The organism is Microbacterium sp. NPDC089190, from assembly GCF_040701795.1.
GTDB classification, from domain to species: Bacteria; Actinomycetota; Actinomycetes; order Actinomycetales; family Microbacteriaceae; genus Microbacterium; species Microbacterium galbum.
This window is the reverse complement of record NZ_JBFBHF010000001.1, coordinates 840,799-854,339: the sequence shown is the minus strand read 5'-3', so window position 1 is coordinate 854,339 and position 13,541 is coordinate 840,799. Positions and strand designations below refer to the sequence as shown.

Annotated in this window: 16 protein-coding genes; 9 read left to right on the top strand and 7 right to left on the bottom strand. The window is 69.4% G+C overall.

The annotated features are described in order from the left end of the window. Positions 1-11: 11 nt before the first annotated feature. Positions 12-650, top strand: a complete 639-nt coding sequence (locus AB0230_RS04220; protein WP_366374142.1) for a hypothetical protein — start codon at positions 12-14, stop codon at positions 648-650. Here the strand turns inward: AB0230_RS04220 and AB0230_RS04215 are convergent, their stop codons facing one another. Both AB0230_RS04215 and AB0230_RS04210 read right to left on the bottom strand, forming a co-directional pair. Further along, on the bottom strand, positions 651-1,766 hold the full coding sequence (locus AB0230_RS04215) for a hypothetical protein (protein ID WP_366374140.1): 1,116 nt from the start codon (positions 1,764-1,766) through the stop codon (positions 651-653). Then, positions 1,766-3,433, bottom strand: coding sequence for a PAS domain-containing sensor histidine kinase (locus AB0230_RS04210; RefSeq protein ID WP_315993601.1), 1,668 nt, complete (start codon positions 3,431-3,433; stop codon positions 1,766-1,768). The genes AB0230_RS04215 and AB0230_RS04210 overlap by 1 nt, the downstream gene beginning before the upstream one ends. 175 nt (positions 3,434-3,608) lie before the next feature. Between AB0230_RS04210 and AB0230_RS04205 the strand changes: the two genes are divergently transcribed. Beyond that, the gene (locus tag AB0230_RS04205) at positions 3,609-4,418 is read left to right on the top strand and encodes a fructose 1,6-bisphosphatase (RefSeq protein WP_366374138.1); all 810 of its coding nucleotides are present in this window, start codon (positions 3,609-3,611) and stop codon (positions 4,416-4,418) included. Positions 4,419-4,437: 19 nt separating this feature from the next. Here AB0230_RS04205 and AB0230_RS04200 read toward each other — a convergent pair whose 3' ends face one another. Further along, the gene (locus AB0230_RS04200) at positions 4,438-5,514 is read right to left on the bottom strand and encodes a hypothetical protein (protein ID WP_366374136.1); all 1,077 of its coding nucleotides are present in this window, start codon (positions 5,512-5,514) and stop codon (positions 4,438-4,440) included. A 143-nt stretch (positions 5,515-5,657) separates the two neighbouring features. On the opposite strand from AB0230_RS04200, the gene AB0230_RS04195 reads away from it, so the two are divergent. After that, entirely contained in the window at positions 5,658-7,136 is a 1,479-nt protein-coding gene (locus AB0230_RS04195; RefSeq protein WP_366374134.1) for a glycosyltransferase family 2 protein, read from the top strand. A 91-nt stretch (positions 7,137-7,227) separates the two neighbouring features. Here the strand turns inward: AB0230_RS04195 and AB0230_RS04190 are convergent, their stop codons facing one another. Both AB0230_RS04190 and AB0230_RS04185 read right to left on the bottom strand, forming a co-directional pair. Next, a complete protein-coding gene (locus tag AB0230_RS04190; RefSeq protein ID WP_315993597.1) occupies positions 7,228-8,181 on the bottom strand; it encodes a response regulator in 954 nt (317 codons plus the stop codon). A gap of 145 nt (positions 8,182-8,326) precedes the next feature. Then, complete coding sequence (locus tag AB0230_RS04185; RefSeq protein ID WP_366374132.1) at positions 8,327-9,349, bottom strand: glycoside hydrolase family 6 protein; 1,023 nt, start codon at positions 9,347-9,349, stop codon at positions 8,327-8,329. 76 nt (positions 9,350-9,425) lie between these two features. Here AB0230_RS04185 and AB0230_RS04180 point away from each other — a divergent pair, with 76 nt between their 5' ends. Beyond that, complete coding sequence (locus tag AB0230_RS04180) at positions 9,426-9,740, top strand: ATP-dependent DNA ligase (RefSeq protein ID WP_315993595.1); 315 nt, start codon at positions 9,426-9,428, stop codon at positions 9,738-9,740. Between the two features lie 5 nt (positions 9,741-9,745). Here AB0230_RS04180 and AB0230_RS04175 read toward each other — a convergent pair whose 3' ends face one another. Next, entirely contained in the window at positions 9,746-10,201 is a 456-nt protein-coding gene (locus tag AB0230_RS04175) for a MarR family transcriptional regulator (RefSeq protein ID WP_315993594.1), read from the bottom strand. Between the two features lie 186 nt (positions 10,202-10,387). On the opposite strand from AB0230_RS04175, the gene AB0230_RS04170 reads away from it, so the two are divergent. Further along, entirely contained in the window at positions 10,388-10,717 is a 330-nt protein-coding gene (locus AB0230_RS04170) for a hypothetical protein (RefSeq protein WP_315993593.1), read from the top strand. A gap of 27 nt (positions 10,718-10,744) precedes the next feature. Here the strand turns inward: AB0230_RS04170 and AB0230_RS04165 are convergent, their stop codons facing one another. Beyond that, a complete protein-coding gene (locus AB0230_RS04165; RefSeq protein ID WP_315993592.1) occupies positions 10,745-11,038 on the bottom strand; it encodes a hypothetical protein in 294 nt (97 codons plus the stop codon). A gap of 170 nt (positions 11,039-11,208) precedes the next feature. Here AB0230_RS04165 and AB0230_RS04160 point away from each other — a divergent pair, with 170 nt between their 5' ends. The 4 genes from AB0230_RS04160 to AB0230_RS04145 all read left to right on the top strand — a co-directional run bounded on the left by AB0230_RS04160 (position 11,209) and on the right by AB0230_RS04145 (position 13,530). Further along, positions 11,209-11,586, top strand: a complete 378-nt coding sequence (locus tag AB0230_RS04160) for a hypothetical protein (protein WP_315993591.1) — start codon at positions 11,209-11,211, stop codon at positions 11,584-11,586. Positions 11,587-11,593: 7 nt separating this feature from the next. After that, positions 11,594-12,136, top strand: a complete 543-nt coding sequence (locus AB0230_RS04155; RefSeq protein WP_366374129.1) for a 2'-5' RNA ligase family protein — start codon at positions 11,594-11,596, stop codon at positions 12,134-12,136. Next, positions 12,130-12,507, top strand: coding sequence for a PPOX class F420-dependent oxidoreductase (locus AB0230_RS04150; RefSeq protein WP_363387005.1), 378 nt, complete (start codon positions 12,130-12,132; stop codon positions 12,505-12,507). Before AB0230_RS04155 ends, AB0230_RS04150 begins: the two co-directional genes overlap by 7 nt. Positions 12,508-12,612: 105 nt before the next feature. Continuing rightward, entirely contained in the window at positions 12,613-13,530 is a 918-nt protein-coding gene (locus AB0230_RS04145; RefSeq protein ID WP_366374127.1) for a helix-turn-helix domain-containing protein, read from the top strand. The last annotated feature ends 11 nt before the right edge of the window (positions 13,531-13,541 follow it).

The window sequence follows — 13,541 nt, the reverse complement described above, 5'->3', positions numbered from 1 at the left end:
GGGGAGGACGAATGGGGCTCGCAACGAGGCGCGGCAGGCTCATCGGTGCCGCGGCACTGCTGGTCGCGGGTGCGTTCGCTCTCGCCGGATGCGGCGCTCCTCCGTGGGCCCAGGGAGGAGGACCGGCGACGGCCTCGGCTTCGCCGACACCCACGGCATCCTCCGCTCCGCAGCCCGTCCGCAACGACCTGAGCAGCGGCTCGACGCAGCGGCCGTTGACCGCGGGGGCCGTCAGCGCCACGGTCGACTACTGGTCGACGCTGTCGATGGACCGCTGGACGCCGACGGCGTTGAAGCCCGTGAGCCTGTCGATGATGACCACGGTCTCCCCGGATGACGGGCAGAAGGTCTACCTGCAACGGGCCACCATGACGGCCGTCCCCGGCAACGCGGCGCAGTCGTTCTCACCGCTGGCGGCGCAGACCGATCAGACCGATGCCCCGGGCTATCTCGTCCTGTCTCCGTACAGCTATTCGCAGACGTTCAATGTCGGGGAGGTGCCGGCGGAGGCGACGTTCGTCACCCTCCAGTTCACCTTCGAGTTCTTGGTGCAGACCACCCCGACATCGAACGAGTTCGCCAAGCAGACCGCCAGTGACACCCTCACCGTCGCGATCGCCGGCGGCGGAGAGACCGGATCCGGCGGCTGATCAGGCGCGCACGCGCTGCCAGCGGTCCCCGCCCTGCAGGGTCGCCTCGGCGGCCGCGCGATCGGCATCCGCGATGAGGGTCGGCAGGTCGAAACCGCCCATTTCCGCGGCGACCCATCCCACGCTCGCCGAGAGCTGGACGCCGACGGATGCCGATCCATCGAGTTCGGTGATGCGTCGGAGCACCGTGCGCACCTGTTCGCGAAGGACGGAGTCCGGACGCGCCAGGACGACCACCACCCGACCGCGCGTCTCTCGGCCCAGATCGGCTTCGGCGGGGAATGTCTCGACGACGACCCTCTCGAAGTCCTCGACGAGTCGCATCCAGGCGTTCTCGCCGGCGGCGCTGCGCAACTGCTGAGGGTCATCCAGTCGGACGGTGAGGACCGCCCAGGACTCCTCCCGGGCCTGAGCCGCGCGGCGCAGGCGGTCGGACGCGGTGACGACGAAGTGGGGCCACGAGGATGCCGCCCGCCGCCCACTGGGCGACACCGACGTGAAATACAGCAGCGACACCGTGGCGCAGACGAGGAAGACCAGCATCGCCAGACCATTGAGCACACGCGGCAGGGCGAGGTCGCCGATCGTCGCGGGGGCGGAGAGCCCGGAGATGAGGATGCCGGCGCCCAGGGCGACGAATGCCGCGGAGACGATCGTGAGGGGCAGGGCCATCCGCTCGAGCCGATCGGCCGCGCGACGCAGCTCGGCGAGCGTGAGGCCGGCGAACACCGCCGCAGCGAGGAACGCGAGTCGGAACGCGAGCCCGTAGGCGCTGACATCGACGACGGACACGAAGACGATCGCCGTGAGGATGGCCTGCAGGCCGCCGATCCACGGCAGCGAGGCGACCCCGCGACGCGCGCGGAACCCCGACCAGATCAGCGCCGGGGCGCCCAGCATGAGCCCCAGGCCGGCCCTCCGCACGGTCTCGTCGTCAAGGATCGCGCCGGTCACGGAGACCCAGGTGCTGGTCATCGCCAGGACGAAGGCGAGCGACCACAGCAACGCGGAGCGGGAGGGCCGGTGGAGGAACCCCAGCCCGATGATCATCACGGTGCCGAGCGTGGCCACCGTCGCCTGCGCCAGGCCCAGATTGGACAGGACGTCGTCGGGCATCACGCGGCTTCCGCCTCGCTGCGCACCGGAAGGATGACGGTCACCGTGGTGCCGGCGCCGAGCTCGCTGTCCAGAAACAGCGAACCGCCCTGGTCCTCCACGATGGTGCGGATGATCCCCATTCCCAGACCCGTGCCCGGGGTGGAACTGTCGCGCACGCTCTGGGCGCGGAAATACGGATCGAAGACACGGGCGAGATCATCGGGATGGATGCCGATCCCCGTGTCGGCGAAGCGCAGGATGACATCGTCGGGGGACACCTCGCCGGAGATGCGGATGGTGCCGCCGGCCGGGGTGTACTTGATGGCGTTACTGAGGATGTTGTCGAAGGCCTGGCGCAGACGGAAGGCGTCGCCGAGGACGTCGGCCGACGGGGGCAGTTCGTCGATCACGTTGACGCGACGCGCCGCGGCGGCGGGACGGAAGGAGGCGAGCGACGACGCGATGATGCGGCTCGCGTCCGCGGTGGCAGGGGCGCTCTGGTCCTTGAAGACACCGCGCGAATTGGCGAGGATCTCCGAGATCAGCGCCTGCATGCGCTCGCCGGCTCCCGCGATGACCTCCAGCTGGTCTCGGACCTTCGGGGGCAGCCCGGGGTCGTCGAGGGCGAGATCGGCGTGTCCGATGATGGCCGTCAGCGGATTGCGCAGCTCGTGCGAGACGGTGGCGGCGAGTCGTTCACGTGCGCGCTCCGACTCGATCAGCGCGGTGATGTCGTGCACGATCAGCAGCGTGCTCTCCGCCTCGTCCGAGGAGATCAGGCGACGGGTCGACACGGACAGGGCGTGCCATTCGCCGTGCGTGTCGAAGAGCCACACCCTCTCGTCGTCGAACTGCTCGCCTCTGGCTGCGCGGGCGAACGGCCGCTCGGACTCCGGAAGCGGCTCGCCGCGCAGGTTCGCGTACTCGACGGCACCGCCGGGACGCTGGGGCTCGTCCCGCTCCACGCCGTACAGGTCGACGTACGTGTCGTTGAGGGCGAGCACCTCGCCGTCGACGGAGAGGCGGGCGATACCGGTGTCGAGACCGTTCAGCATCTGCGAGACGCGCCGCTCCTGACCGGACACGCGCTGAAGCGTGCCCTGGAGTCGGCTGGCCTGGCGGCGGAGGAGCTGTTTGAACGCCCGCGTCTGACGGGCGGAGAGGAACGACGTGATCGCGATGAACGTCAGCGACAGGAGCACCACGATCAGGCGCAGAGCCGTCACGGGCCCCGTGGCGTTCACGGCGGCGTCGATGACGATCAGCGCACCGACGGTGCCGAGGGCGGAGACGAGGTATGCGAGGGCGAAGTGGGTGGCGATCCAGATGATCGGGAACACCCAGAAGAACCCGAATCGGAGGTCGGTCCCGAAGCTCAGCAACCCGATGCCGATGATGTCGCCGAAGGGGACCGCGGCCACCGCCGCGCGAGGGAGCCGCTGCCACGGTACGACGATCGCGACCGCGGTGAGCGCGATGACCACGCCGACGCCGGACGAGAACGACCACAGGGAGAACAGGGAGGGCTCGAGCGCTTGGACGAGCAGGACGGTGATGACCACGCTGGCGCCGAGCACCAGTTGGAGGAGCCAGACGGAGCGCGTGCGACTGCTGGGGCTCGCGCCGTCTTCGTCGTGTGCGCCTCCCGCGACGACCGCCGGGGGGACGCTCCTCGCGGATGCCATGTCATCGAGTGTATAGAGAGTGGTGTAATGTTCAGCGCGCCATCCTGTCTCTGCTCGCCGCGCGTGAACACGTGTCACGACGCCCGGTCAGATTCCCCCTGAGGCCTGCATCCCGCAGCGTGATGGTCGTTCATCGACCTCTGCGCGATCTCGCGCTGATCCTCAGGAGAATCCCGTGAGCAAGACCTCTCGCCGTCGCGCGCGCGCAATCGCCGCGGCCCTGGCCGTGGCCGTCGTCCTTCCCGCGACGCTGACCGGCTGCACCCAGGTCGCCGATCTGTTCGCCGCGCTGCCCGGCCAGGCCGGCGGAGCGGGCGGGCAGTCCGTCGTCGTCGCCACCCCCGAACCGGCGGCGTCGGCGTCATCCAAGCCGTTCGACTCGCAGTTCACCTACGACGGATCCGTCTCGCTCACCTCCGAGGTGGCCGACGGTCTCGAGGTGCGGTTGGACGTCTGGGCGGTCAACCCCAAGCGCACGATGGAGTGGTCGTCGACGGACGAGAAGCAGTTCGGCTTCGCGATCAACGTCGTCGACAACCGCGTCGACGAGAAGGCCGTCCTCACGCAGAAGCGACGCGTCTACCTGTCCTCCGTGTCGATCTCGTCGCAGACCGCCCAGACCAGCGGTCAGGTCTCCAACCCCTTCCAGTTCAGTGCCGATCCCCGTACCCTGGTTCCCTCGGACACCCTGCGCTCCGACCGCGGCCTGCTCCTGAACAGCTTCCAGGGCGGCCTGCTGGTGCCGACGACCTCCATCCGGCAACTGCCCAACGACACGTACGGCATCACCCTCGAGTTCGCGCTCAACGTCGCCGTCGAAGGCACCGCGAACACCGACTCGTCGTTCTCGCAGCAGACGGTCTACCAGTACCTGCCGATCGCGATCTTCACCGATCAGGGCCAGGGCGCCAGTGCCGGAACGACCGGAACCTCGTCGAGCACCGGCCGTGCCCCCGGGTGGGGGCAGAGCACCGGTTCGAACTGACGCCGTCGACGGGTCGGCCTCAGTCGTCGCGGTGCTCCTGCCGCGGGCGCTGGCGGGTGCTCTCCATCAGGAGGGAGAGGTCGTCGACGTCGCCCACGAGGTAGTGCTCGAAGACGAGGTCGGGAACGTCGTCGTAGTCGATCCCGGGCATGCGTCCGGCGAAGGCGCGGCGGACCGCCTGCTCGAGCTCCGCCGCGTCGAGGATGGCGGGAGCGACGGCGAAGACCGTGTCGCGTGACGGCATCCCGCACGCCGCGTCGTCGATCGCGTCATCGAGCGCCGCTGCCACGGTGCGCAGCATCGTCTCGGCTCGTCCGGTGCTGTGGGCGGCGCGGATCAGGTCGATCTCGGGCACGCGGACGAGCGTGGCCCGCACGGGCGAGTTCCCCGCGATCATCCGGGCGGCCTCGCGGCGGAGGGAGCCCCGGTCGTGCGCACGGGTGCCCGGTGCCGGTGCGTCGTCGAGCTGGCGTCCCAAGCGCACGGCCGCGACGGAGACGAGGGCGATGGCCACGGCGCTGACGGCGGCGGTCGCCTCGGCCGAGACCGGGCCGCTCCCGACGAGGGGCTCCAGCCCCATGACGGCGGCGACCACGAGTCGGCAGAGGTTGTACGCCGCATAGACGCCCAGCGTCCACGACAGGATCTGTGCGCCGGACAGGGCGCCGAGGGGCCGCCGCGAGAGTTCGAGTGCGCTCAGGGCGCCGTAGACGGTGAGGCCGGCGGTCTTCAGCAGCGTCGCATCCTCCAGGGGGATCAGGAACGTGAAGCCCAGCATCAGCACGGCGCCCGCGGCGGTGCTGACCGCCCCGATCGCGCGGCGGTGGTTCAGCCGCCGCGCGCCCGCCCAGAGCAGGCCGACGGCGACCAGATTCGTGGCGTTGCCCACCGCCGCCGCCGTTTCGCCGGCTCCGGCCGTCTCGAGGACGTTCATGGTGCCGCAGAGCAGGGCCGCGACCGCGGCGATCCCGAAATAGCGGACCATGTCGGCGCGTTGGCCGCCGCGGTCGTCGTCCGGTCGACCATGGGTGAGGAACAGCATGGTCAGCGCGATGCCCGCAGCGACGATGGATGCCAGCAGCGCCAGGAAGATCACGGGGCGCGTCTCCTTCGGGTGTCCGTCGCAAATCTTGCGGAAATCTTGCGGGGACGGTGGTCGTGTGCGGTGGTCGCCTTGCGGTGAACCTACCAGAGTGGGACATGGCCGATCCGCCGCTACACCGACAGGAAGACACCGCCATGACTGATGCGCGAAGCTTCACCCCCACCGCCCGGGAATTCAACCTCCACCAGGGCGAGCTGGCGGCGTCGGTGTCGGCGGAGGATCACGGCTTCGCCGACGACTTCGCCGCGGTACTCGAGCACACCTCGGTGCACCGCTCGACGATCGGTTGCGTCATCCCCGCGTACAACGAGGAGGAGTCGATCGCCGATGTGATCGAGGCGCTGCTCGCGCAGACCCGTGTGCCCGACGTCATCCACGTCGTCGTCAACAACACCTCCGACGCGACCGTCAAGATCGCCTCCGAGTACAGCGGGCCGCACGAGCTGCAGACCGAGTTGGGCGAGCAGTTCACCGAGGTGTTCGTGCACGACATCGGCAAGAACCCCGACAAGAAGGTGGGTGCCCTCAATTACGGGTATTCGCTCGTCGAGGGATACGACTACCTCCTCGGCGTCGACGGCGACACCATCGCCGACACCAAGGCCGTCGAGTACCTGGAGACCGAGGCCGTGTCGGATTCCCGCATCGGCGGCATCTCGGCGATCTACACGATCGACGACAAGCCGATCAAGGGCGCCATCGCCCGCTTCCTGACCGCCGGGCAGCGCACGCAGTTCGCCGCGTTCAACCTGCAGAACATGCTGCGCGGGCGCAACATGGCCGTCCTGGGTGGACAGTTCTCGATCTTCTCGACGAACGCCCTGCGCGACGCCATGAAGCAGAACCACCAGTCGACCCCCTGGGTGAAGGACTCCGAGGTGGAGGACTCGCTCCTCTCGCTGCAGATCAAGAGCGCCGGCTACCTCACCAAGATCAGCCCGTACGCGCGGGCCGACGTGGGCGGCATGACGACCCTGTCGGGCTACGACGCCCAGCAGGTCAAGTGGACCTACGGCGCGATCGAACTCATGTGGCCGGGGCAGCGCGGTGACACCAAGGGCCAGCCCTTCCACCCCAACCTGCGTCTGCGCTGGTTCGAGAACTTCGGCATGCTGACCAACCTGTTCGTGCGCGTCGCGTTCCTCACGTTGCTCGCGGGCTCGCTGTCGATCGGCGCCTTCGTGTTCTCGCCCCTGTGGCTGATCCCGCCGGTCATCGCCATGCTGCTGAACCTGCGCATCGCGCGGACCATGAAGAACTGCAACCGCAGCGACGTCCTCTTCGCCGTGCTGTTCTTCCCCGCCGAGTTGTTCATGTGGATCCGCATCAGCCACTTCGTGCGTTCGTGGACCCGCTTCCTCTCGCGCAAGAAGGTCGACAACTGGGCGATGCAGGCCAAGGCGGAGCGCGGTGGCGGACTGGGGCACTGGACCCCGATGGTGGTCCTCATCGCCGTCGCCATCGCCCTCGCAGTGATCTGGGTCATGGTCGGGCCGATGGTGCAGTCCTCGATCCTGTGGATCGGATGGCCCATCGTCGGCGTGGTCACCGTGCTGCAGACCCTCCTCATGTTCTCCAAGCTCGTTCGTCGCCAGCACGGCTTCAAGGTCTGACGAACACACGATCTGATCGCGCCCGAACGCATCAGAGACACGGATGCCTCGGCCCTGGGGAGGGTCGAGGCATCCGTTATTCGCAGGGGGCTCAGGGCGTGGCCAGCAGCTCCGAGGTCAGGCGGTAACCGACGCCGCGCACGGTCTCGATGTAGCGCGGATTGGCCGGGTTGTCGCCGAGCTTGCGGCGCAGATTCGTCATGTGCGCCTCGATCGCCCTCTTGTCGGCCTCGCCGACGAAGTAGCTCGTGACGTAGGACTCCCCGCGGAGGACGAGCGTGAGATCGGCCTTGCTGCGCACGCGGCGCTTGGACTCCATGAGGGTGGCCAGCAGGTCGAACTCGGTGCGCGTGAGCTCGAGTTCTTCGCCGCCGACGCGGACGAGACGGCTGTCGGGGTCGAGCTGCAGGTCGCGGTGCGCGATCCACGCTCCACCGGTGGGGGTGAGGTCGCCGGCGGCGGGACGGGGCACGAGCTCCGTCCGTGCGGCGGGGGCTACCTGCGCCTCGGCGCGGGGTTCGGGTCCCTGCGACGACGGCACGATCACCGCAGCGCTCGGTGCCGAGGAGGTGACCGGGGGAGTGGTCGCCTCGGGGCGGGGGTTCGGGAAGGAGCGGCCGACGCTGTCCTGCCGAGGTGCGGTGCTCGCGTGAGACTCCCCGCCGCGGGGGCGTCGGAGGAGCGCCTCGATGCGGGCGCGCAGTTCGCGCGGACGGAACGGCTTGACCACGTACTCGTCGGCGCCGGCGCCGAGTCCGAGCACCACGTCGGCCTCTTCCTCGAGGCCGGTCAACATGATGATGTACGTGTCACTCTGCTGACGGATGCGGCGGGCCGCCTCGAACCCGTCGATGCCGGGCATGTTCACGTCGAGGGTGGTGATCAACGGCTGGTAGGCGAGGACCGCGCGGACACCGTCGATGCCGTTTCCGACCGAGACGGTCGAGAACCCGGCGGACTCGAGCACTTCGACGAGGAGGTGACGGATGTCGGGATCGTCTTCGACGATGACCGCGGTCTTCAGCAACTCGGAGCTGTCGCTCATTTCACCCACTCTTCCGGCTTCGCACGGGATCGTGCCCGCGTACTCCCCCGAGACGCGGTGTCGCGAAGCGACGAGCGCAATCTTGACACACTTCCCGACGATGACGACCGACGGGTTGCGCGCGGCGCGGACTGCGGGTGCGCGGTCAGCGCTGGTCGCGCGTGAGTTCCACGGCCGCCGAGGGCCACCAGGTGCCCGCGGTGGGCCCTCCGTTGCACTCGCCGTCGCTCTCGCCGGGCGGCTTGATCCACAGATTCGTGTCGACGACGCCGTCGCCGAACGAGCCGCCGGGGCTGCCCACGAGACGACCGGCCGGGTTGCACCACTCGGACCCCGCCGGGCCGGCGCCGTTGCGGGACGTGTCGATCACGGCGTGCGTGCCGCCCAGCTCGTCGGACAATGCGTGGGCGTAGTCGAACTCGGCCGCCGTGTCCTGGTAATTGGAGACGTTGAGGGCGACGCCGCGCACGTCGGACAGGAGGCCGGTCGCGCGGATCAGGTCGGCCATCTCCTTCACCGGATGCCAGGACGAATGGCCCCCGTCGATGTAGATCCACGTGTTGGTCCCGCGGATGTTGTCGACGGCCTCCTTGAGGTAGCCGGCGCGGTCGGACGGTGTGCCGCACGTCGACGACAGGGCGATGCTGTCGGGCTCGAGCACCACGATCTTCTGAATGTCCGACGCGTTGCCGAGCGCGTCTCCGATGCGCTGCGTCCACGCGCGATACGACTCCGGGTCGAGACCGCCGGCGGAGTGATTGCCGCAGTCGCGATCGGGAAGGCCGTACACCGCGATGGAGAGGGCGGCATCCTGATCGCGGGCCTCTGCGGCGAGGTGTGCGACGCGGTCCCACACCTCGTCGACGGGGTCGATCTCGGGGGTGAGCCAGTAGGTGGTCGGCTGCGAGGCCAGCCACTGCGCCGCGGCCTGCTCGGTGGCGTCGCCGCCTGCGCTCGCCGCCTGCGCGGCCTTCGATTCGTCGGGCGCCACGATACGCGTGTCCACGGCGGGCGGGCGGGCGGCCAACGTCTGGAAGAGGGTCGTGACGAGGTTGCCGACGACCGCGATCAGGGCGATGACGGCGACAGCCGCCACCACGGCGAGCGCCACCAGCACGGCGCGGGGAACCCGGCGCCGGGTGCGGAGGGAACGCGGGAGTCGGGGCACGCTGAGCACTCTAGTTGAGGCCCGAGAGAAGCTGTCGAGCAGTAGTTAACCGGGTGGAGCGCGGTACGCTGTCATGGTGGGAAAACTGGTTTACAACACCCTGGGTCACTCGTTCGACATTGAGGATCGAACCCTGTCCCACCTGCGCATGGTGTTCATGAACAAGCTGCGTCGCGGCGAGCCCTTCATGTTCCACTTCCCGCTCGGTGACGGCAGCGGGACGCGCAGCCTGTGGATCTCGCCGTCGATCCCGCTGGTCTTCCACTTCTACGGCAGCCGATCCCCGCAGCTGAATCGTCGATGGATCGACGACCTCATGAACGAGGCGAGCTCGCCCGGGGGCTTGAGCATCACGAACGAGCCCGAGCCGGAGGCGGTCGCGGCGACCTGACGCCGTCAGCGACATTCGGCGTCGACGACTTCGCGAACCCGGTCGAGGAACTGCACGAGTTGACCGGCGGTGTCGGTGGGCAGATCGAGCGCGAACTCCCGGATGCGAGCCGTGACGGGGTCTACGGCATCGGGATCGGCGTCCCGATCCAACGGCATCACGAACTTGCTGCGTCTGTCGGCGGGGTTCGCCTCGAAGGAGATCAGTCCACCGGCATGCAGGCGGTCCAGCATTCCGGTGACGGATGCCGTGGAGATGGCGAGCGACTGGGCGATCTCCGTCGGCGTGATGCGTGCGCCGGCGTCCGCGCGCTCGAGGATGAGGCGCATCGCGGCCCGCGCATTCTCACTCGGACCGCACTCCGTCTGGCGCCGCCGCGCGAGACGGGCTTCGGCGAGGCGGAGGCGTTCGACCGCTCGAGCGGTGGTGGATGCGGGGTCGTGAGCGGTCTCGATCGTCATACGTCTCCTCCGGGTCGGGCCCCCGTGGCGCCATTGTAGTTCGGTCCCCGAGATTCCAGAGGACCGAACTAATTCGCGCCCCCGTCCAACAATCCGGTTCCCCGCACATTCTCCGCGAATTCACTTGGCGATAGTTAGCCAACCTAGTAAAATAATCGAAGATGGCATCCTCGGAAGGAGAAGCTGATGGGCTCACTGTTCTACGGTTCCTCCGAGCGCCCGATCGAGATCCCCGATCGTGTCCTCGCGCATGTGAAGGTCGTCATCGCCACCAAGCTGCGTCGCGGGGAGAGCTTCACGATGTCGTGGCGGCATCCATCGGGTGAGGCGACCGGTCGCAGCACGATCTGGATCCAGCCGTCGATCCCGCTGCGCTTCGTCTTCGGAGCGGTCGAGCCCGAGATGCTCGATCCCGCCCTCCTCCAGACGTACGCCAACTCCGCGAATTCCTCGAGCGGTCTGACCGTCGATCTCGAGACGCACGGCGTGATCGCAACCCCCGTCGACGCTTCCTGAACAGCGACGGTCCACCTGGCTCCGGCCTCAGGCCCGCCCGGATGCGTGCCGATGCGCGATGGCCGACACCCACTGCATGCCCGGGCACGGGGGAGCGTCACGGCCGCGCATGCGTTCCCACGCCTCGACGTAGATCCCCTCCAGCAGCAGCTCGGCCTTCGCGGCCACACCCGTCAGCGCGAGCAGGGTGGCGTAGATGCGCGGCGCCGTCGCGTCGTAGAAGGCGACGAATGCGTCGCAGTCGCCGGAGGCGGCCCGAATGAGCAGCGCATCGAGATCCTCCTCGCGGATCGACGGGGATCCGGCGTCTGTCATCGTCATGGGGCACCTCCTCGTCTGACGTGTTCCCAGTCAAGCGCGACGCGTCGTCAGCGGCCGGGGGTTGCATGAACCGGACCGGTGTCGTAGCGCCCGGTTCGAGGGGGCGAAGAGCCCGGACGTGCGTCGTCAAGCCCGCCGGGGGGCGAACGATCGCGATCTAGCGTGCTGCCATGAAGACCTTCGTGCGCTGGGCGTTGGCCCTGGCAATGATGTTCGCCGGAATCTCGCACCTGACCTTCGCTCGGCGGGATTTCCAGGCGCAGGTGCCGGATGCCCTCGTAGAGCACGGCCCGCTCGATCGAGACGCAGTGGTCGTGGCCTCCGGAGTGGTGGAGGCGGCGTTCGGGCTCGCGCTCGTCGCGCTGCCGAAGGAGCGTCGCCGTGTCGGCGCCGCTTTGGCGGCCTTCTTCATCGCGATCTTCCCGGGGAACATCGATCAATGGCGCAAGGGGCGGTCGGCCTTCGGCCTCGACACCGACCAGAAGCGGTTCGGACGACTCTTCTTCCAGCCGGCACTGGTGGCGGCGGCGTGGTGGTCGACCCGGTGATCCGACCGTGAGCGACATCGTCAGTCTGGAGCTCGTCTTCGACGACGAATCCGACGCGGCGATCCGCGGGGAATGGGATGCCCTCGTCGCAGCCGACCTGCCGAGTCAGGCGCGCCACACCGGAGAGAGCAACCGTCCCCACATCACGCTGCTGGTGCGCCCGACCCTCGCCGACGTGGACGGCGCACTGCTCGCGGACGCCCTTCCCCGGGGGATGACCCTCGGGGCTCCCGTGCTGTTCGGCACGGGGCGCACGCGGGTGATCGCGCGCTCGGTGGTCCCCTCGGCCGCGTTGTTGGACTTGCACGCGCGGGTGCACGACCTCGCGGGGGCGGGAGACGACGGCGACCACACGCGACCGGGAGCGTGGACGCCGCACGTCACGCTCGCCCGCCGGGTTCCGCTGGAGCGCCTCGGCGACGCGCTGCGGGTGCTCGCCGCCGACGCCCCCCTCGAGAGGACGGTCCGAGCCGTCGGCATCCGTCGATGGGAGACGGCCACCAAGACCGTGTCGGAGGTCGTCTCGCGTGGCACGCTGGAGGGGTGCTGACCGATGACGCCCTCGCCTTCCTGAGCGAATACCACCTGGCCACCCTCTCGACCCTCGGTCGGTCGGGACGGATCCATGCCGTCCCGGTCGGCTTCACCTACGAGGACGGCGTCGTCCGCGTGATCGGATCGCGTGGGACGCAGAAGTTCGTCAACGCCGTCCGCGGCGGGCGCGCCGCGGTGTGCTCGGTCGACGGGGCCCGCTGGATGAGCTTCGAAGGCACCGCCCGCGTGAGTGATGATCCGGATGCCGTGGCCCACGCCGTCGAGCTCTACGCCGCGCGGTATCGCCGGCCTCGTGTGAACCCCGAGCGCGTCGTGCTGGAGATCGTCGTCGAGCGCGTCCTGGGCTCGACCGGGCTGCGGGGCTGACGGCGGCGCGCCGCCGACGGCGTGCCGCGCTGCCCGCCGCGAACGCGGTACTGTTCACTGTCTCCCCCGGACACAGGTTGGCATCCTCGGTTACGGGAGGACCGGATGACACAGGCACCCCTCGACGGGCGTCTCGACGAGGTGCTGCGCACGCTGGCTCGTCACGTGCGCCGGTTGCGCGAAGAGCGCGGCCTGACGGTACTGACCCTGTCGTTCGAGGCGGGGCTGTCGGAGTCCCGCGTGCGGGCGATCGAAGCGGGCCGCACGACGGCGTCGCTGGCGACGCTGGTCGCGCTCGCCGAGACGTTCGAGGTCGAGGTCGGCGAGCTGTTCGGGGATGCCGTCCCCGCCCCCGCCGAGCCGTCCGTGGCCCCGCAGAGCGCCTACGTGGTTCCCAGCGACGTGGTGTGGGGCGGAGACCTGCCTCCGGCTCCCTGGCTCGAGACCGCGCCGGCCCCTCCCGTCGCGAGCTCGTACGTGGTGCCGAGCGAGGTCGTCTGGGGCGGTGAGCTCCCCGTAGCGCCATGGACGTCTGCGAGAGCCGCGCCGACGATGCCCGAACCGATCGGGGAGTCGATCGTCAACGCCCCTCCCGAGGGGCGGCCTCTGCGCCAGCGGGCAGGAGCCGTCGTGCCGGCGACGGAGGTCACCTGGGGCGGAGAGCTACCGCCGGCGCCGTGGACGCGGACCCGCGGGCCGGTCGCGATCGAGGCCGCGCCCACCGGCGCGCCGGAACCGGCTCCGTCAGCGTCCGAGCGTCCGCATTCGCCTCGCCGAGCCGTCGAGGCGCGATCGCCCTACGTCCTGGATGCCTCGGGACCCGTCGCGACGCGCCAGCCCCGCACGTTCGCGGAACTGCGGGAGGGGGCCCTCGCCGGTCGCGAGTTCACGTCGCTGCGGGAATTCGCCATCGCCGCGGTCGTCGAAGGACGCTTCACGGCGGTCGCGGTCGCCCGCGTCTTCCGCCTCCCCGTCTGGCGCCTCGAACAGTGGGTCGCCGAGACGGGACGAATCGGCCGGTGAGCCGCGGGACG